Genomic DNA, 19,347 nt, shown 5'->3' with positions numbered 1-19,347 from the left:
CGTCACCATTTCCACCGCTTCCTGCTTAAACTCGCGGCTGAACATCCTTCTCGTCATGTAGATCGTCCAGTTTCATAAACACCTTATCTCGGCGTCCACGAAACCGGCAGCAGGCCAGTCTGATCTTCCATACCCTTTCCCGGCACCACGCGGGCGCGAATGGCCTCAGAAAATGGGCTTCAGCAGTTCATGCGCAGGACGTGATGAACAGGCGACGTAGATCAAGAAGGTCTTGAACAGATCTTCCGTCAGGCCTTCGTGCTCATAGAGCAGCTTCACGTCGTAAAGGTCGCGCGGATGCTGGCGATCGACTGCAGCATGTAGCTTGCCGCCGAACAAGTCTTCGAACGATACAATTTGCATTTCTGAATACCCGAACGCGTCTGCCACCGCCTCAGAGACCGAACGGATTTCGGGGTCATGGACAACGCCCCGCGTGACCGGCGAGGTTTCGATTTTGATCTCGGCACCCCCAAGACGTGCGAGTAAGCGTGTGGCACCGCCCCCACCACCCAGAATTCGTTGTGCTCGCGCGTCGTTGATGCCTCCTTCGATTGATGCAGCGATGCGATCCAGAGCGTCGTTGATTTCGGCGAGGCTTTCGTTGCGCTCTTTGATCGGCAGGTAGGTCAGATCGATATCAACCGAGAGGCGCGGCAAATCGCGGTAAAACAGGTTGATTGCAGTGCCACCCTTGAGCGCGAATATCTTTTCGCTCGCAACATGGGGCAGCACGCGCACAAGAAGAGCGACTTGGGCTTCATAGACCTTGCGCGCCATTGTCGACCTCCGTTCTCACAAACTCCTCCGGCACCATGATGCGATACTGTGGGTGGATCTTCCCGCCCTTGACCAGTGCACGGTCGCCTGCCCCAAGGTCGAAGGCTTTGGGATCGAGGCGTTTGCGCCACGGGTGATTGTGACGATCCGCAAAGACAAAGAAGAGTCGCCGAACCTTGATTTTGGTGCAGCTCAGTAGCAGTGCCGAGAGCAATTTCGGGCGCAGCGTCGTCAGGCCCTCAAATATCATGTCGAGGTTGTGAAAGCTCCCATGATCCGGCAGTTCGTCCAGGGCTTCCATTACAGCTCGTTCGGGGGCAGACATCTGCAATTGCCACTCCCAAGGCAGGGTATTTTCTGACTTGCCGGTGTTCTCTGTGAGACCAAGTGCCGGATCAGTGAACAGCGATGTTTTGCGTGTCTCGATGGGGGCGTCGAGTGGGAGTTTGCTCAGCCACTTTGGTGTGGCATCGCCATAAACCCAGACAGGAGCATTTCTGCCAAGACGCAGGTAGTGATCATAGCCCTGTTGAGAAAGCGCAATGGTGCCACCGATGTGGACCTCGTAGTTCATGATGTGCTGCATTGAGAGCAGGCAGGCGTTCCAGGGTATGGTGTTTGATCCTGACGTGTTTGGGACAGGGCGGCGGAAGACGCCGCGGTGAACGCGCTCAAGCCATCCACGTTTCACGTAGTCGCGAAAGGTCTCATAAGCGACACTTTGACCAGCGAGCCAGGCGGCATCCACAAGATATCCCGGTGGCACCGCCTCGAGAACTTTCTTCAGGTTTTGCGATCTTCCAGCGCTCATGACGCTTTAGATGCTATTTCTTCAAAGAGATCGCAATAAGAATTCTTTGAAGAAACGATCTTTTCGGTGTTCATAGCGCTGAAAACTGGAACTCAGCAAAAAGAGGAGTAGGTTCCGAACGTTTGCCAGACATGCGCGATAGTCGGAGAAATCCGATGCCAAGGACAGAAAGCGATGCCTGAGTTCTTGGCTGTTTCGTTCGCGAAGACGTCCATGCTCAGCCGTGTACCACAATCTGCTGGACGACCGGATGCATCCATGCCGGGATAAGTTGGCTCTGCTTTGCAAGCTGCGCACGATCTTTGACATCCAACGTGCGGGCGATTTTACTGATCACCTGATCGTCCACCCGGTCCTTGCCGACATAGCGAAGCGCCTGGAAAACAGTGCCCGTCTTAGACCCGGCACCAACCAAGGTTTTAGGGGAGGCATTACGGAACTGGATGACCTGCCGTCCGATCTTCTTTGTCCGAGTGGGTCCGTCGGTCATGTAGGTCGGATTGGACGGGACTTGGGTAGACAGACCCAACTGGTTCGCCGCCATCGCAGGCGAAGGCTGCAGAACCTGATTGTCCTTCCGCGCAACCGCGCGCGCAATATCGTCGGCGGAGGGGGCCAAGAGCCCGAAGCGCGTGCTGCGCTTGGGATAGTCGTAGAGCCCACGTGTCAGCCGCCGGATCACGCCCTGATCCGCAAGACGCGACAGCGCCTGATCCACGCTAGCACGCGATCCGATATCAAGAAAGTCCGACGGGGCGAAGATGGCACCCTGGCCTTTTCCAACAATGCGTTGCTTGGTTTTCGACGTGATCATGGTTCAACTCCGTGTCAGAAAATAGGAAATGTTTTTCTAAACCTCAAGATGGAGCGGTTTCGGCTGGGAGGGCAGGAACCGGTCATTCGCAATAGGAGCGAAGGTAAGATGTGGGGTTCAGGAAGCGGGCCTTTACTCCAGCGATGGGACCGTCTCAATAATCGTTGATGGGGTGCGCAGCGGGTCCGAGGAAATCTACCGCAACGGGTCAATCCTCGCGTTGGAACCGGAGCTTTTCAAAGAAGTCTCTGTCACACGCGGCCCATCTGGCGGGTTTCGCTATTCAAGCTCGGCTTCAGCGGGGACGATCGAACTCACCACAAAGGAGGCCAGCGATTTTCTTGAAGACGGCGATACGTTCTCGTTCCGGCAAAAGCTCGGATATGAATTCAATGGTGAGTCGCCACTGGCGACATCGATCCTTGCCTTTGCACCGACAGACCGGTTCGAGGCTCTCTTGTTCTTTGGTGTCAGAACCTCAGAGAACCGCGAAGATGGAAATGGCGACGAAATCTTGGGCACCGAGTTTGAGCAAAGCTCTGCCTTGGCAAAACTGTCTTATCAATTGGATGGCGCCAGTCGATTTACCTTTGCGTATCAGCAAAACCAGATTCCAGAGCGTGATGTAAACTACAACGTGTTCGACCCGTCAATCGACAGCGCGTTTGGGCGTGTTGACCGCGATATTGAGGATGCCACCGCATATCTGGAATACGAGTTCAACCCGGAAGACAATCTGCTGATCGATCTCACAGCGCGGTTGCAATTCAAACGTGAAGAGGTGGCGATTGATCCGGTGTCCAACCCGTTCATGACTGACCTGCTTGAGGCCGACCACTTGACAGAGACATGGTCAGTTGTTGTTGAGAACACCGCGCGATTCCAAACCGCGAATATCGGAAATGAGCTCTTGACGGGGCTGGAAGTTGGTCGGCGCGAGCGCAGTTCCATTGTGGAAGTCGGCACCAACGATGGCGATGCGCCGGGCGGCACAGATGATTATGTGGCGCTCTTCGTCCAGAACGAGATGCAGATCGGTGAACGCCTGATCGTCACACCCGCTGTGCGTTTTGAGGCACAGAGGCTCACATTCGAAGATAACCCGCCTACCGACGGATTTGGCAATCCGCTCGTTCCCAACGGGACAGAGGTCGAAGACACAAGTTGGACCGGTGGCATCAGCGCAATGTATGATCTCACAGACACTTTCTCGGTGTTTGCAACGGTCGCGCACAACGAAAACCTGCCGATATTTGATGATGCCAATGATGAGGCGCTGCTTGGCACCATCGAACAGGCTGACACGGTTGAGGCAGGCCTTTCGTATGATGGCCTCGACGTCTTTACCCGCGATGACAGCTTTGCGGCAAAGCTAACCGTATATCAGACCCTGATCAGTGATGGTCGCACATATTCTGCAGGCATGGGCCGCTTCGAGTCAGAAATTGAATTGCAGGGGGTCGAGTTTGAGGCGTCATACGTGCACCCGCAGTTTTACATTGACCTTGCCGCCGCAGCCAACCGTGGCGATGTGACGGAACTGTCCGATGGGACGGAGGTCGATGATTTCTTTGAACAAAGCACTGCGGACAACATCGAACTGACGTTGGGCCGACGCATGCTGGATGACCAGTTGGATGTGTTTTTCACCATCGACCACAGCTTTGAGAATGATCGGACGGACTCTGATTCCGGGTCCACCGCACCGTCCGAAGACTACACCCTTTACGATTTAGGCATCGGATACACACCAAATGGCGGTGCACTGGCTGGCACTGCATTCCGTGCCTCGTTTGAGAACATCCTTGATGAGGACTACCGGCAATATGGCTCTTCGCGCAATGGCGAGGGGAGGAACATCATCCTGTCGGTCGCCCGCACATTCTAAGACACCAAACCAAGATGGGGCGACATGCCGCCGCCCCATCTGACCTAAAAGTCAGACTGGAGTAGAAACATGGCGCAAAAGCAGACAGCAGAAGCAATCCGCGCGGCGCGCAAAGAGGATCCAAAGTCCCGTGACCGGGATTTTGCCGACCGATTGGGGATAAGCGAGGCGCAACTGGTTGCAGCTCATCTTGGTGTCGGCGTCCGGGCCATTACGCCTGATCCTGATAGGCTGATGCCAGCGGTCAGCCGGCTTGGCGAAGTGATGGCGCTTACAAGAAATCAAAGCGCGATTCACGAGCGGGTCGGCACATATGGCGAATACCATAGTGGCGCCCATGCCGCGATGGTGCTGGGCAAAGAGATCGATCTGCGTATTTTTCCAAAACACTGGGCAACGGCCTTTGCAATCGAGCAGGAGACCGAAAAAGGACTACGCCGCACATTGCAGGTCTTTGATGCGGCCGGTGATGCTGTCCACAAGGTGTTTCTGCGAGAGGAGTCGAACCATGATGCTTGGGCCGAAGTGATTGAGGCCCTTGCAGTTGAAGGCAGTGAATCCCTTGAAGTTGCCGATCGCGTACCGCCTGAGGCGGCAAAGCAAAATCCGGCGAAGCGCGATCTACTTTTATCTGAATGGGCTAAAATGACTGACACGCACCAGTTCATGCGCCTTACGTCGAAGCTAGGAATAAACCGACTGGGCGCCTACCGAATGGTCTCGAGCGAACGCTGGGTCAAGCCTTTGGATTTGAGCGCGCCAGCGATGCTTCTCGATGCAGTGGCGCAAGCAGGGCAAGAGGTGATCCTGTTTGTGGGCAATCGCGGGATGATCCAGATCCACTGGGGTAGGCTGGTGAACATCAAGCCGATGGGCCCGTGGCTCAATGTGCTGGATGACCGGTTTGATCTGCATTTGCGGAGCGATCACATCGCCGAAGTCTATGCTGTAATCAAGCCGACCAAGCGCGGCGCGGCCCTTTCAATAGAGATGTTCGACGCGGCCGGCATGTTGATTGCACAGGTTTTCGGTCAGCGCTCCGGCGAAGATGATGACCTGTCTGACTGGAATGCGATTATCAGCGCGTTGCCTACCGCATCAATGGAGACGGCATGATGATCCGTACCGTCACGATGATCGCAGCCTGCGTTGCTTGGCCCACTATCAGCCCTGCAGAACGTTACCCGACAGCAGATGCAATCGTCTCGGTCGGTAGCCCCATCACAGAAATCATCTATGCGTTGGGCGAAGAGAACCGCATCATTGCGCGTGATACAACGTCCGTTTTCCCTCAAGAGGCCAGCGAACTCCCGGATGTCGGGTATATGAGGCGCCTTTCTGCAGAGGGTGTCTTGTCTGTCGGTCCGGACCTCATCATTGCAAGATCGACATCGGGGCCGGAAGAGGCGCTTGATCAGCTACGCGCCGCCGCAGTGCCGATCGTCTTTGTCGAAGACGGATTCACGCCCGAAGCGGTATTGGCATCCGTCGACACCGTTGGTGAGGCGCTTGGTGTCGAAGAAAAGGCGGATGCGCTGATCGCGAAGCTTACTGAGGACTTTGCCGAATTGGAACAGAAACGGGTTGGCGGGGATGATCCAATCCGAGTTTTGTTCGCCCTCTCAATTGATGGTGGGCGGCTGAACGCGTCAGGCCGGGGAACGGGAGCCGACGGCATCATCAAGTTGGCGGGGGGGATGAACGTGATGGCGGATACATTCGAAGGCTACAAGCTCGTCAATGATGAAGCCATTATTCTGGCAGCACCCGACGTCATTATCATGATGGATGGGCGTGGCGATCACGGCGGCCGTGCGGAAGAAGTCCTTGCACTTCCTTCTGTTTCATTAACACCCGCTGGAGAAAACGAGGCGTTTATCACAATCCCGGGTGCCGCATTGGGCTTTGGTCCGCGGACACCGCAATTGGCCGGTGACCTCCTGGTACAGCTGGAAACGTTGTCGAGCGGAGAGTAGCGCGTGGCCTCTACCACATTCATACCCGCGCATTCCGGCACCGTGCGGCAGCAAGGCGACAGACGCGCCCGATCGCGCATGCTCACGTTATGCCTCGCAGCACTTTTGGTGACGGCGATGTTGCTCAGTCTGGGCTGGGGGGCAGCTTCTGATACGGATGTTATCGGTGCTTTGCTTTCAGCCGATGGCGTGTCGGTGCGGGACAGCACCATTGTCTGGGACATTCGTCTGCCCCGAGTTCTGACCGGTGTGCTGGTCGGCGCTGCGCTTGCGGTTTCGGGTGCGATCATGCAGGGGCTCTTTCGCAATCCGCTTGCAGATCCTGGCCTCGTGGGGGTCAGCGCAGGTGCGGGCTTTGGCGCTGTGGTTGCAATTGTTCTGGGCGGCTCAGCACCTCTCTGGTTTCAGGCAATGACGGGCTACTATCTGGTGCCACTAGCCGCATTCTTTGGCGGTTGGATCACCACGCTATTGCTCTACAGCGTGGCAACCCGCAACGGGCGCACATCGGTGGCAACGATGCTGCTCGCGGGTATAGCGCTTGCGGCGCTGACCGGAGCGTTGACCGGTATATTGGTGTACTACGCCACCGACGACGAATTGCGCGATCTCACCTTCTGGGGGTTGGGGTCGGTCGCCGGTGCGAATTGGCAGAAATTCTGGTCGGCGGCACCGCTGATCATCATATGCCTTTTCGCTGCACCCTTTCTGGCGCGCAGTCTGAACGCGCTCGCGCTGGGTGAGGCGGCGGCAGGCCATCTTGGCATTCCGGTGCAGAGGATGAAGCGCATCGCGATTCTCACCGTAGCGTGCAGCGTTGGAGCTGCCGTCGCCGTAACCGGCGGCATCGGGTTTGTTGGCATCGTGGTTCCACATCTTCTGCGCCTCGTTCAGGGGCCAGACCACAAGGGTCTTCTGATCAATTCGGCCCTGCTCGGCGGCGTGATGCTGCTTTTGGCGGACGCTATTTCGCGCACGGTCATCGCCCCCGCCGAAATGCCCATCGGGATCATTACAGCCATCATTGGGGGACCATTCTTCTTGTGGATCCTGATGCGCAACCGATCTTTGGTGGATCTGTAGGGATGGCACTGATTGCAAGAAACATAAGCGTGCGCTTCGGGTCTGTGCAAATTCTGCGGAATGTGGATTTCACCGCGGAGGCGGGTTCTTTTTCTGCAATCATAGGACCGAACGGGTCCGGGAAGACAACGCTTCTTCGGGCAATCATTGGCGAAATTCCCTACGAAGGGCGGGTCTCAATAAACGGGCAAGATACGCGCGACGCCAATAGCGTTCTACTCGCCAAGCAACGCGCTGTCTTGGCGCAGTCAACGCAACTTGCTTTTCCGTTTACCGTGTTTGAGGTCGTGCGTCTTGGCTTGACTGCAGGTGTCGCAACTGGCGATCCCAGCAAAACGGCAGAGTTACCTTTCAAAGCATTGGCGCGTGTAGGATTGGAAGGGTTCGAAGGTCGGTTCTATGCAGAATTGTCAGGCGGTGAGAAACAGCGCGTCCAGCTTGCCCGCGTTTTGGCACAAATCTGGCTTCCGGTCCTGAACGGTCAGCCACGTTGGCTCTTTCTGGACGAGCCTGTGTCTTCTTTAGATATCGGGCATCAGTTGATGGTGATGGAGATCGCCGCCGATTATGCCAAGGCCGGCGGCGGCGTCGTCGCCGTGATGCATGACCTGAACCTGACGGCGATGTTTGCACAAAACGTGATGCTGCTCGCTGACGGGCATTGCCTTGCGTCAGGCGCGCCGGGCGAGGTGCTTACCAACACGACGCTCAGCACCGCTTATGGCTGCTCACTCGCGATCAAAACTGCACCAACTGACGGCGCGCCATGGCTGCTGCCGCAAGCAGCACAACTCACTCAACATCGGACACCCTCATGACTGACCAGCTCGCCATCCCCACCCAGCGACGACGTCGCTATGCCGCGAGGCGCGCTTTCGGGGCGGATCTGTTCGCCCGCCTCGCCAATTCCTGCCGCTCAATGACCCCGGAGATCCCTCATGATCAAGACGCTTCTTGCCGTTGCCTGTTTGCTGCCATGCGCTGCTTTGGCGGAAGGGGTGCGTATCGAGCTTAATAGCCTGACCACGCAGGATACGTCCTGTCGCATGGTGTTCACGGCCCAATCGGAGGCCGGCGTGGAAGGGCTGGTTCTTGAAACAGCGCTCTTTGACACTTCCGGCGCCGTCATTTTGTTCACGCTTTTTGACTTTGTCGATCTGCCTGCTGGCAATCTGCGGGTCCGTCAATTCGATATCGCTGCGCAATCATGCGACTCAATTGGGCGTGTCCTTTTTAACGGAATTGATAGCTGTGAAGGTGACGGATGCACCGCACCACTTTCCGTGAATTCGCGCGTTGAAACGGTCGAGGTGCTGGGATGATTGCGCGCGCCATTGATCGAATCGTGGGGCTGCTGGAACTGGGTGGACCAGTGGTCGCCATTCTCATCGTGCTCTCTGTCGTGGCTTTGGCGATCGCCATCTGGAAAGCCGTAGTCTTTATGATCGAAGGGATCGGTCGCAGTGTCCATAATGGCTTCGTCGAGACGATCATTGATGATTTACGCGTCACACCAGGAAACGTCGACACTGCGCGGGCTGAAGCGAACGCGAGACTTGATGCGGCATTCGGCGAGGTATCGCGCGGTTTGCGTGTACTTGACCTGACTGCACAACTTGCCCCGCTTCTTGGTCTGTTTGGCACTGTTCTGGGCATGATCGAGGCTTTTCAGAGCCTGCAAGATGCCGGGAGTACGGCCGATCCATCGTTGTTAGCCGGTGGGATCTGGGTTGCATTGATGACCACGGCTGTTGGTTTGTGTGTCGCAATTCCAGCGTCTGTACTTCTGGCCTGGTTTGATGGCCGCCTTATTTCGCATCGCATGGCAGCCAACGTCGCGCTTGAGGCGCGGCTTGGCGGAAAAGCAATTGCTCAGGCAGCCGCTGACCAGATGGCGCATCATGCGGGTTAATAGACGCAGAAAGCTGCCAATGACATCACTCATCGACGTGATTTTTTTGCTGCTCTTGTTTTTTATGCTGACCTCGACCTTTTCGCGTTTTGGGGAGATACCAATCACGCTGGGCGGCAGGGGTGCGGAACCTTTGCCAGGCGACCCCGTATCGTTGCTTGTACGCATCACGGACACTGGGCCGAGCCTGAACGGCACAGATATCGCGGTGCGCGATCTCGCGGCCGCAATACTGGAGCGGGCTGAAAGCGCTCCACAGGTCCTGGTAACAACGACAACTGATGCCTCTGCACAGGCACTGGCAGAGACTTTGTTCGCCTTGCGCGGTCTGCCAGATGCGCAGATCGTCGTGCTGGAATGAACTACCAGCCGCCATATGCCCAAGCTGCCCGCGAAAAGGGTGAGCCGACGCTGCCTCTGATCAATATCGTCTTTTTGATGCTGATCTTTTTTCTTGTCACGGCACAGATGGCGCGGCCTCTCGATCCGGACATTCAACTCGTCAATACAGATGATCCAAATCTTGTCCCGCCACCCGATGCTGTTGTGATTACCGCGTCTGGGGAGCTGAGATTTCGCGGTGCATCGGCCACGCCGGAAAATGTCTTCACAATACTACGCTCTGAACAAATCGGCGATATCACAGTGCGAATTTTGCCTGACGGACGCGCCAGTGCAGCTGTTGTGATCGCCTTAGCTAAGGATTTGCATGATGGCGGTGCGCAGGCGATTTTCATCATGACGGAACAGGCTTTTTGATCATGAAGAGAGTGGTCGTCATCCTCGCGCTGTTGCTGTCATGCGGCGTTCACCTTGTGATAGTTGGTGTCTGGCCTCAGCGTGACACAGCCCCGGCCGGTGGCCAGATGGCAGGTGTGGTTGCGCTTGGGAGCAGTTTCGCCGATTTCGTCGAAGGAACGCTGGAAAGCGCATCAGCTGATGGTGAAATGAGCCCGACTTCAGTTGAGACAAAAACTGCTGCTGAGCCGCCGCCCGATGTGGTCATGACAACCCCAGCAAGTGCCAATCAAAACGAAGTCAAACTAGATAAAAGCGCAGCCGCCTCTGCGAGCCTTGGTTCTGTAAACGAAACACATCGGTTAATGGCGACATCCAGCGGCCATGTTGCTGCCATAGCACCAAGCCTGTCGACAGATGTGATCGCGCCGACAGAGGACAGGAATGCACTTGCAATAACTGCCAGCGTCAGACCGGTAGCACGCCCATTACAAAGTGTCGCCGCACAGCCTACCGATCAGGGGGCGGATGTCAGGCGTGGAAATGCCGATGTCAATGCCACCACTGGCCAGCAGGCAGGTGAAGAAACCGGGACGGTCTCGCAATCATCGGCAGCCCGACAATCAACGGCAAGGCAAGTCGGCCAGGCTGAAATCAACGACTACAAATCCCATGTCGCTGCGCGGGTCATCCGCGTGGCATCACGGATGCGTTCGCGCGGCACCGTTGGTACTGTTGTCGTTGGCATGCAGATATCTGCGAATGGCAGCTTGGCAGCGGCGACGATCTCCCAGAGTTCCGGCAACCAGAGCGCCGACACCATAGCAATGGATGCGATACGAAGAGCCGCACCATTTGATCCGACACCAAACGGACAAAGGATTTCAGTCGCCTTCAGAGTACAGCTCGTTGCGCAGTGAGCGTTCCGCTCTTGTTTGGCACGCAGATCAATGGGTCGGGAAGTCGCTGCGACGGGAGCCTGCCAACAAGACAAGACCACTTGCTCCGACTTCGGGCGGATGAGTGTGCTGATCCAATCTTTGCGCCAAGGTTAGCTTGTTGCTACACGATATTGGCTCAGCTGCTTCCGTGTTTTGCTCGTGGAGTACGTAGCGGACGCAGCAAACAGCAAAGCGGCCGTGATAATGCACCCGTTTTTTGAGGGGCTCCGCATATGGCGGTCTTTTTGTTGTTGCCCTCGATGTTGGCAATCCTCATCCGAGAAGCTGCGCCCTCAGTGTTCATCGCTGCGAGTTCAAGTATCGCGTTTCTTTTGGCTTCGATGCTTCTTGCGGATCAGGACCGCGCGCAGATCGTGCATGGCAAAAAACAACCGATCGGCCAGCTCATCAAGCTGTGTCTGGGTTGCTTCGGTTTGCGCCCAATGCGCTACTTCCGAAAGACGCTCCAACAAGTCTTCCGCATCACGGAACTTGCGTTCTTTCAGATGTTCTTGACGATTTATAAGCCACTCACCTATGGCGGCCTTGTCGTCATCCGTCAGAACATGATCGCGTACAGACTTGAAGTCGCCACGCCTAGTGTTTGCGACCGCGATCTGTTGCATTTCAATCCGGCGATGGCGGTTGGAGGGGTTGATCCGAAAGACCAATGCGCCGTTCTCTCGAATACGGAAATGGTACTGCGGTATGGTTGGTCTTTGGCCCGTATTGCCTGCCTCCTCGATAAAGCTTGCATTGGCTGGCGGCCCTCGTTTTGCCATGTCAGCTTGCGGCATCGCTATAGGCGCATCTCGGAAGAGGCGCCGTTTTGCATGGCGTATTCCGGCCGGTAAGCCCACAAGTCATCGCGGATCGTGTCAACTTCATAGGGTTTAAGAACGCTCAGTCGCGTTTTCCCGTAAGCAGCGACGCGACCTTTCAGCTCAGGAAACAACTCCAGGACTTCTGACAGGGTATCGCCCGCCATTTCGCGAGTAGCATTGTCGCCGAGAAAGAAAGACTCCGACCAAAGCCCCCCAACATTCACCAGTTCATGCTGATCAAAGAGGATGTGGATGAAGTCGACTGCCTGACATGCATCATCAATGACGATATCGACATCGTTTACGAGAAACCGCGCTGGAACAAGAACATCATTGGTGTCAAATAGCATCTCGCAAATAGGTGAGCTCAATGCGATGCGGTGCTGTTGTGACACCCGTACATCGCAAGATGGGACATTCGGAGCGATCGCGCTCTGCTTGATCAACACGGGCCGTAGATGCGGGCTCTGTCGCAAGGTGCGCGAATTTAGGTGTCGTCGCCCAATCCACCTGACAGGCTTTGATACCCCTGCAGCTACCAAAACCATTTCCCCGATGCGCAACCCCTCGACGGGTCTTGGCCCTTCGGGCGTTTCTACGCAAGAGCCACTGGTGAAGCATACAAAGTCTGGTAGCTCGTTGTAATCGCTGGGATTTGCTGCAGTAGCACCGTTATTTGTGCCTTCAATGACATCATTAACCTCAACCGAACCGTCGGTCAGGAACATGTACTGCTGACCAACAAACTGAACGAGTGTAAACGTGACGCTCACTCCATTGACCGTGCCAGTGTAGGTCTCGAAGGTCTGGAAGGCTGTCGAGTTTCCGATGAAGCCAGGGATGGCGCTGACATCAATCTGCTGCGTAAAATCTGCGTCAGGGTTTTCAATCGTACCGTCATTGTCAACAATATCGACAGAGAATTCTGCGATGACGGTGACGTCTTCTGTATCAAACGGGTCTTCATCAAGTTCGTAGATCGTGATCGAGGGCATTGCATCATCCTCTTATCGACAATTACTGATCAATCTTGGCGCGATTTAGCTGCTTTCGTCAACCGCTCTGATTGAAGTGCCTGTCCCAGCTACACATAGTAGCTTTGGTCAGAATTGATCATGATCCGGTCCGCCTTGACTAACGTCAACGACGCTAACTGGCACCGCAACCGACCAATGACCCGGACTTGGTAAACGCCTACTGCACACTGGATGAAACAAGCGACGCAAAGGATAGTGCGTCCCTCCAATGGCACCATCGGAGCGGCGAATGCAGCGTTTGACTTGTTTCTCACCAAGACTGACGGTGGTAGCTTTTGATTAGTGCTAGTACTGCCTTCACAATTTGGGTGCATCCCTCAAGGTGGGCTTGCCCACTTTCATTGAGGGAATTGTCCGGCTGACGAGCGAGTGGTTAGTCGTTGTGCGCAAAGAAGCGGACATAGCAAAAGATGCAAAGTCTCGTTCGGTCTTTAGTTGGCCATCATGTGCACGCTATTGGTGAGCGGATTATTGATTAACAACATTTTAACGCTAGCTCTCTTGCCGACAGGTAAATGAACAACGTGGCAGCGTGATGCGTTCAGTTGACTTCTACACGAAGACCGTCAAGCCGAGAACGCGCAATACGCGGTCATCGTCGGTGCCTCAGCCGCAGGCCTCTCTCGTCGAAAAGTCGGCCTTCATCGGTCTCGTTTTTTGCTGCACGACCACATCGGCGCAATCGCAGGACAACGACCCATTGTTGTTTCACGACATGGATGGCCTGAAGGTGCGCGGGCACCTTCAGTTCGGATTGAATGCGGTCGCAGAAAGCAATGTTTTTTGGGATCTTGCGGCGACAACAGCGCCCGATAGCGGCTTCGATCCTGATCCGGAATGGCTGGAAGGGTACGTTAAGCCAGGTGTCAGCTTTACGTATCAGTTGCAGGCCGGGAACGAGCTTTATGGCAAGGTTTCGGCGGTATCCTCTTACACATGGGGGACCGATGCGTTTGATACCGGCGATACCGGAGACACGACGCTTGAGGAAGCCTATCTCGCCTTTCGCACTGATCCGCGCGAGGGTGTCACCTACGACATATCGCTCGGGCCGCGTGAGCTGACCCTTGGCACGGGTATGTTGATCGCAAATGGCGCAACCAGCGGTTTTGAGCGCGGTGCTCTGAAGTTCGGCCCGCGCAAGGCGTGGGAAATGGCGGCCATCGGTCGTGTCTCAGTCGAGAACATCACCGGGACAGCCTTTTACGTTGACCCGAACGAGTTGCCCTCAACCGACGGCAATAACGAACTCGCCGGTATCGACCTGCGCTCTGACACGCCGCAAGGCGGCTATCTTGGTGCCACTTTCGTCACCGTCCTCAATTCGGATTCGCCCTATCCCCAAGCCGCTGCTGATGGGGTTGGCGCACCCACGGTCACATCGGGCGCGCGGGAAGATACCGACACGCTGAACCTCTACGCAAAATCAAATCCGTTCGAAGGAAACCTGGAGAACTGGTCGTTTACGGGCGATGTCGCCTACCAATGGAACGACAGGATTGACCTAGAGGCATGGGCCGGGCGTTTGACGGCCGATTATACCTTTGCGGACTTGCTGTGGTCGCCCAACCTGACACTCGGCTATCAGACCTTTTCAGGAGATGACCCAGACACATCGCAACTCGAACGGTTCGATCCGCTTTATTATCAGGGGAGCCCCAGCGCGTGGGCGACGGGCTCGAAATCCGCCTCGACCTTCATCAATTCGAACGTGAATGCGCTGACCGTCGCTTTGCAGGTCAAGCCAAGCCAACAGGACACGCTGACCCTTCGTTATGCCCATATCCGGGCGAACGAGCTGAACAGCCCGGTCCAATTCGGCCAGGCGACGCGGGTGGATATCGACGGAAATGTCGTGTCAGGCGTGACGGATGAGCATCTCGCCGATGACGTCTTCCTCGAATACAGCCGCATTATCAACCGCAATACATTTCTCACCGCTGGCCTCTCGGTCTCCTTTCCAGGAACGGGGATCGACAATGTCATCGGCGAAGACGGAGATCCATGGACAGGAGGTTTTGTGAATGTTGTTTTCAACTACTAATCTGATCGCACTGGTTGCCGGTATGACCATCGCAGTGGGTGCATCATCCGGTGCATTCGCGCAATCCACGCCGCTATCCGCGCAGGAGTCCGATCCGAAGGTAATGGGCTGGATGCAAGGCTTTCCCCCGCCCCCTGACAAGCTGATCACGCAGCCTGACACCAACTATTTCAGCTTTCCCCGCCTGCGCTGGTCGGTCTGTCACCTGCGCGAGTTCCTTCCGACCGAGCAAATCAGCAGGGGGCTTGGCGCGCCCGTGCCGCTGGACTACCCTACCCCTGCTGCATTTGCCGAGATGCACCAGCAGATCAACGCGCTCACCTTCACACCAATGAACAGTGATGAGACGATGACGTGGGAAGAGTCACTTTATGCGAACTACACCGATGGCATGCTCATCATCCACAAGGGCGAAGTCGTTTATGAACGCTATTTTGGCTGCCTGGAAGAGGATGGCAAACACGCCATCATGTCGATGACGAAATCTATCACCGGGCTCTTGGGCGAAATCCTGGTGGTCGAAGGTGTATTGGATGACACCGCCTTGGTTCGTGATGTGATCCCCGAGATTGGCGACAGCGCCTTTGCGACTGCCACTGTGCGCGAGGTCATGGATATGACCACAGGTGTGCAGTATTCCGAGGATTATTCGGATCGCAATGCGGATGTCTGGCTTTATTCCGCTGCCGCGAGCCCATTGCCAAAACCGGCAGATTACGTTGGCCCGGATGGTTACTTTGAATACCTTCAACAGGTCGCTCCAGAAGGCGAGCATGGGGCCGAGTTCCACTACAAAACCATCAATTCTGACATGCTTGGCTGGATGATCAGCCGCGTGACAGGCCAGTCCATGACTGCCCTCGCATCGGAGCGGCTGTGGAGCCGCATTGGTGCAGAACAGGATGCCTACCAGACCGTCGACGGCAAGGGCATTCCTTTCGCGGGCGGCGGGGTGACAGCCGGGCTGCGCGATTTGGGGCGTATCGGTCAGTTGATGCTGAATGGCGGTGAGATCAACGGAGAACGCCTATTCCCCGCCGAGGTCGTCGAGAGAATCAGCGCGGGCGGCGACCGTACGAAGTTTGGAAGTGGCTTTCCGACCTTGGGCGCGGGTAGTTACACCAGCCAGTGGTGGGTCTTCCACAACGATCACGGTGCCTATGCCGCGCGCGGGGTCCATGGGCAGACAATCTATGTCGACCCGACGGCCGAGATGGTTCTCGTTCGCCTTGCTTCTTTTCCTGTTGCGCAAAACGGCTTCATCGACCCGACCTCTCTGCCCGCCTATCAGGCGGTCGCTGAGTTCCTCATGTCGCGGGATTGATGGGTGTCCTGATCACGCCTTCGGAGAGGATGCGCGCATTTGTTGAAATGACGCGCCTTCTCTTACTAAGTTTTTTTGTCTTGCTAACGGCAGGACTTCTCTTTCTACCGAGGCCAGCCCTGTCTCAAGACACCACGGCTGATCTAGCAATCACCAGCAGCGCGCCGGAACTCGTCAATCCTGCGATCTCAACCGATGAATTGGCCTATCGCCTGATCCCACTGACGAAGGACGAACTCGATCCGCTTTCCGGCGCTTGGCTCGGGATCGTCCAGTCAAAGACCGCAGAGATTGCCGCGCGCCAGGTCGATTTGCTGAACAACCCGTCATTGGCAGATGACACGACCTTTCAGGAGATCGCGCTGATGGTTGAAGAACGCGCGGGTCTGTTTCAGCGCTTCTCGATGGTTGTGGCAGCATTTGAAAGTAAGGGCGGCGATCCCGAGATTGTCGCCGAACTGCGCGCATACCGCGACTCGGTTCTCTTTAACGAAACGATCCTTGCCAGTCCGAGGGCCATTGCACTGGCCTTTCTGGAATGGCTGACGCGTTCGGATGGTGGGTTGGCCGTCGCGCTGGACATCGGTGTGGTCATTCTGGCCTTCCTCGCGCTCTTGTTTGTCTCGCGTTTCGCGCGTGGCCTCGCGCGACGTTGGATCGGCCGTGTCCCCAATATGTCAAAGCTCTTGGAGGCGTTCCTGGTTGGTGCAGTGTTCTGGCTGGTCATCACACTGGGGCTGCTGTTCGTTCTGGCAGCACTTGGCGTCAACATCACGCCGCTTTTCGCGATGATCGGCGGTGCCTCCTTCATTCTGGCATTCGCCTTTCAGGACACGCTTGGGAACCTCGCCAGTGGACTTATGATCATGATCAACCGTCCCTTTGATGAAGGCGATTACGTTCTGGTTGGAGGTGTCGGCGGTACGGTTCGGTCGGTTAGTATTGTGGCGACGACCGTGACGACCGGAGACAATCAGGTCATCGTGATCCCGAACAAGAATGTCTGGGGCAACGTCATTACCAATGTCACGGCGAGCGACACCCGACGAGTCGATCTGGTCTTCGGTATTTCTTACGACGACTCGATCGAAGACGCCGAGCGGGTGATCAATGATGTCGTGAAAGCGCATCCACTCGTTCTCAAAGACCCCGAACCGACCATCCGTGTGAATGAACTGGGTGCGAGTTCGGTCAACTTCATCTGCAGGCCCTGGGCCCGAACAAGCGATTACTGGACGGTCTATTGGGATTTGACGCATCAGATGAAGGACGCCCTTGAAACGGCCGGTCTCTCCATTCCCTACCCCCAACAGGACGTTCATATCCGGGACGTAAATGCTCAGTCGTAATAGAGGTGTACGCCGACTGTCAGCTATTCTTGGCGAGGAGTGATTCGGGAGACTGATCCGATCCGCTGCGATGGCTTTCACGGCGCGTTGCTGCGCATGGTTTTTCGACGGAAAACGCGTGTATGGTCGTTTAAGAGACTACAGCTCGCGAAAGGAAGCGAATTGACGTCTCGTATGCGAACCCCGACAATCCTTCTTTCGTTCTTCATTTCCTCCGCTTTGGCTCTACCAGTTGTTGCTCAAAATGGTGTTACCGCACTGCGCGACCTTTCGGATCATGATGTCGACGAGGCGCAATTGCGCAGTGCTGTCGCGTCAAGAACGCTGACATGGTTGACAGGAGTGTCTGCCAACAACGACTACATCTCGGTCGGCAGAATGGCCAATTTCTTTGGCTTTGTCGCACTACGCGTGTCGAGCGGGCAAAGTCTGACTCGTGCGCATGTTGCACGCGATACGCTCGCCGTTCTTAAGCCATCCCAGATCGAATTGCTTGTCGCACTGTTAGATGCACAGATTTCGCCCCACCAAGCGACGCAAGGAGCACGTATTCAAATGAACCGGGCACTCGAATGGCTTCTTGTTGGCGATCATGTGGATGAGGCCGAGTTCCTGGCGCTAGGTCGCACATATGGTGCTGCGGAGGCTGAACTCGGCCGGGTCATTGCGCAGAGCTTTGGTGAAATTGCCATGACGCTGTCAAAGGAACAGCAATCAACACTGCGGCTGATACGCGAGGGTCATGCAGCCGGCCAGCCAATTACGATACCACATTCGGGCAATGGCATGAGGCTGTCTGATGTAGATCGGCAGGAACTTGTCAATCTTGCCGCGCGCTTTCTCAGCTGGACAACGGGATCACCGGAATTCAACGACTTCGAAGTGGTGGGCAAGCCAAGTCAGCACTTCGGATTTGTCAGCCTTCGGCTTGCCTCCGGCCATGCGGTGCGACGCGGGGTTGTGGCCCAACAGGTACTGGACATCCTGACTCTGGACCAATCGCGGATGCTGAATGTTTCCGTGCAGCAGAACGTTGACGTTTTTGACGCGTTTCTCAGCTTGCGTGGAGAACTGATGCGGAAGCTGGAAGTCGCCCTGGACGGACAGGTGATTGATGCCGACGAAGTTCAACGTCTCGGTGCGGCAATTGGTGAGATCGAGGCCAAAATGACTTGGGCGCAAGCAATGGCGATGTTGAACGTGCGTGACGCGCTGTCAGAAGAACAGTTGACAGAGCTTCTAGAGTTGCGGGCGACATACACCGTCTCCACTTCTGAGAGCGCGACGCAAGACGCTATGGACCGTGGGCGGCAGTTGTTCGCGCAATGCGCCCTTTGTCACGCCCCTTCCAGAGACAACGCTGTCGCACCAAGCCTCGCCCGCATCGTCGGACGCCCAATCGCTTCCGATGACGATTTCCAACACTATTCGCCGGCGATGATCCTGTTTGCGGAGACAGAGGGCAACTGGAGCACTACCACTCTGGACAGATTCCTAAGCTCGCCCCGTTCGGCTGTCCCGGGTACGACGATGGGGTTCGATGGGCTGGGCTCTGCACGCGACCGCGCGGCGATTTTGGCCTATCTGGCAACACTCGAGTGATGTCGTGACAGCGCGAGGGCAGGCCTTGCCGTACGCACAGTAAAAGTCTGCCGCGTTCACTGATCGGCGAGCAGGACCGTTGCTTCGATATGCGGATCGGGATGACACCAGTCAGCTGCCCAATTTGTCAGGTAGCGCTGGTGATGAGCGTTCTCCGATGTGGACCAGGCCGCGTCATTGCCATCATTCTGTCCCAAGTTAGAACCATGGCACGTCTATTCGGC

The 19,347-nt window shown here is 56.1% G+C and carries 19 protein-coding genes and 1 pseudogene; 14 read left to right on the top strand and 6 right to left on the bottom strand.

Going from position 1 to position 19,347, the window contains the following annotated elements; all coding sequences use genetic code 11:
- Positions 1-174 precede the first annotated feature (174 nt).
- The 3 genes and pseudogenes from SLH47_RS23060 to SLH47_RS23050 form a co-directional block, all read right to left on the bottom strand.
- Positions 175-780 (bottom strand): annotated as a pseudogene (locus tag SLH47_RS23060) (nucleotidyl transferase AbiEii/AbiGii toxin family protein); the annotation flags it as partial.
- Positions 761-1,591, bottom strand: a complete 831-nt coding sequence (locus tag SLH47_RS23055; protein WP_320243056.1) for a type IV toxin-antitoxin system AbiEi family antitoxin domain-containing protein — start codon at positions 1,589-1,591, stop codon at positions 761-763. The gene SLH47_RS23055 and the pseudogene SLH47_RS23060, both read right to left, overlap by 20 nt.
- A gap of 217 nt (positions 1,592-1,808) precedes the next feature.
- Positions 1,809-2,405 (bottom strand): DUF6088 family protein, encoded by a 597-nt coding sequence (locus SLH47_RS23050; protein ID WP_320243055.1) that lies wholly within the window; start codon positions 2,403-2,405, stop codon positions 1,809-1,811.
- Positions 2,406-2,577: 172 nt separating this feature from the next.
- On the opposite strand from SLH47_RS23050, the gene SLH47_RS23045 reads away from it, so the two are divergent.
- The 10 genes from SLH47_RS23045 to SLH47_RS23000 all read left to right on the top strand — a co-directional run bounded on the left by SLH47_RS23045 (position 2,578) and on the right by SLH47_RS23000 (position 10,922).
- A complete protein-coding gene (locus tag SLH47_RS23045) occupies positions 2,578-4,293 on the top strand; it encodes a TonB-dependent receptor domain-containing protein (protein WP_320243054.1) in 1,716 nt (571 codons plus the stop codon).
- A gap of 69 nt (positions 4,294-4,362) precedes the next feature.
- Entirely contained in the window at positions 4,363-5,409 is a 1,047-nt protein-coding gene (locus SLH47_RS23040; RefSeq protein ID WP_320243052.1) for a hemin-degrading factor, read from the top strand.
- Complete coding sequence (locus SLH47_RS23035; protein ID WP_320243051.1) at positions 5,409-6,269, top strand: heme/hemin ABC transporter substrate-binding protein; 861 nt, start codon at positions 5,409-5,411, stop codon at positions 6,267-6,269. The genes SLH47_RS23040 and SLH47_RS23035 overlap by 1 nt, the downstream gene beginning before the upstream one ends.
- Positions 6,270-6,347: 78 nt before the next feature.
- Complete coding sequence (locus SLH47_RS23030) at positions 6,348-7,352, top strand: iron ABC transporter permease (RefSeq protein ID WP_320243059.1); 1,005 nt, start codon at positions 6,348-6,350, stop codon at positions 7,350-7,352.
- 2 nt (positions 7,353-7,354) lie between these two features.
- Positions 7,355-8,170, top strand: a complete 816-nt coding sequence (locus tag SLH47_RS23025) for a heme ABC transporter ATP-binding protein (RefSeq protein ID WP_320243050.1) — start codon at positions 7,355-7,357, stop codon at positions 8,168-8,170.
- 120 nt (positions 8,171-8,290) lie between these two features.
- Positions 8,291-8,674, top strand: coding sequence for a hypothetical protein (locus tag SLH47_RS23020; RefSeq protein WP_320243048.1), 384 nt, complete (start codon positions 8,291-8,293; stop codon positions 8,672-8,674).
- Positions 8,671-9,264 carry a MotA/TolQ/ExbB proton channel family protein gene (locus SLH47_RS23015; protein WP_320243046.1) on the top strand — a complete coding sequence of 198 codons (594 nt, stop codon included), beginning with the start codon at positions 8,671-8,673 and terminating at the stop codon, positions 9,262-9,264. The genes SLH47_RS23020 and SLH47_RS23015 overlap by 4 nt, the downstream gene beginning before the upstream one ends.
- Before the next feature lie 19 nt (positions 9,265-9,283).
- Positions 9,284-9,625, top strand: a complete 342-nt coding sequence (locus SLH47_RS23010; protein WP_320243044.1) for an ExbD/TolR family protein — start codon at positions 9,284-9,286, stop codon at positions 9,623-9,625.
- The gene (locus tag SLH47_RS23005) at positions 9,622-10,023 is read left to right on the top strand and encodes a biopolymer transporter ExbD (RefSeq protein WP_320243042.1); all 402 of its coding nucleotides are present in this window, start codon (positions 9,622-9,624) and stop codon (positions 10,021-10,023) included. The genes SLH47_RS23010 and SLH47_RS23005 overlap by 4 nt, the downstream gene beginning before the upstream one ends.
- A gap of 2 nt (positions 10,024-10,025) precedes the next feature.
- Positions 10,026-10,922 (top strand): TonB family protein, encoded by an 897-nt coding sequence (locus SLH47_RS23000; RefSeq protein ID WP_320243040.1) that lies wholly within the window; start codon positions 10,026-10,028, stop codon positions 10,920-10,922.
- Positions 10,923-11,257: 335 nt separating this feature from the next.
- Here SLH47_RS23000 and SLH47_RS22995 read toward each other — a convergent pair whose 3' ends face one another.
- A complete protein-coding gene (locus tag SLH47_RS22995; RefSeq protein WP_320243038.1) occupies positions 11,258-11,725 on the bottom strand; it encodes a hypothetical protein in 468 nt (155 codons plus the stop codon).
- A 17-nt stretch (positions 11,726-11,742) separates the two neighbouring features.
- Positions 11,743-12,762 carry a Hint domain-containing protein gene (locus SLH47_RS22990; protein WP_320243037.1) on the bottom strand — a complete coding sequence of 340 codons (1,020 nt, stop codon included), beginning with the start codon at positions 12,760-12,762 and terminating at the stop codon, positions 11,743-11,745.
- A 577-nt stretch (positions 12,763-13,339) separates the two neighbouring features.
- On the opposite strand from SLH47_RS22990, the gene SLH47_RS22985 reads away from it, so the two are divergent.
- From SLH47_RS22985 to SLH47_RS22970, 4 genes are all read left to right on the top strand, one after another.
- Complete coding sequence (locus SLH47_RS22985) at positions 13,340-14,848, top strand: alginate export family protein (protein WP_320243035.1); 1,509 nt, start codon at positions 13,340-13,342, stop codon at positions 14,846-14,848.
- Positions 14,829-16,172, top strand: a complete 1,344-nt coding sequence (locus SLH47_RS22980; protein WP_320243034.1) for a serine hydrolase — start codon at positions 14,829-14,831, stop codon at positions 16,170-16,172. The genes SLH47_RS22985 and SLH47_RS22980 overlap by 20 nt, the downstream gene beginning before the upstream one ends.
- An 80-nt stretch (positions 16,173-16,252) precedes the next feature.
- Positions 16,253-17,521, top strand: a complete 1,269-nt coding sequence (locus tag SLH47_RS22975) for a mechanosensitive ion channel family protein (protein WP_320243033.1) — start codon at positions 16,253-16,255, stop codon at positions 17,519-17,521.
- Between the two features lie 174 nt (positions 17,522-17,695).
- Positions 17,696-19,123 (top strand): hypothetical protein, encoded by a 1,428-nt coding sequence (locus tag SLH47_RS22970; RefSeq protein ID WP_320243032.1) that lies wholly within the window; start codon positions 17,696-17,698, stop codon positions 19,121-19,123.
- A gap of 56 nt (positions 19,124-19,179) precedes the next feature.
- Here the strand turns inward: SLH47_RS22970 and SLH47_RS22965 are convergent, their stop codons facing one another.
- Entirely contained in the window at positions 19,180-19,320 is a 141-nt protein-coding gene (locus SLH47_RS22965; protein WP_320243031.1) for a hypothetical protein, read from the bottom strand.
- Positions 19,321-19,347 lie beyond the last annotated feature (27 nt).

The sequence above is a fragment of the Cognatiyoonia sp. IB215182 genome (genome assembly GCF_033963905.1).
Lineage (GTDB): Bacteria > Pseudomonadota > Alphaproteobacteria > Rhodobacterales > Rhodobacteraceae > Yoonia.
This window is presented reverse-complemented; position numbering and strand designations above follow the sequence as displayed.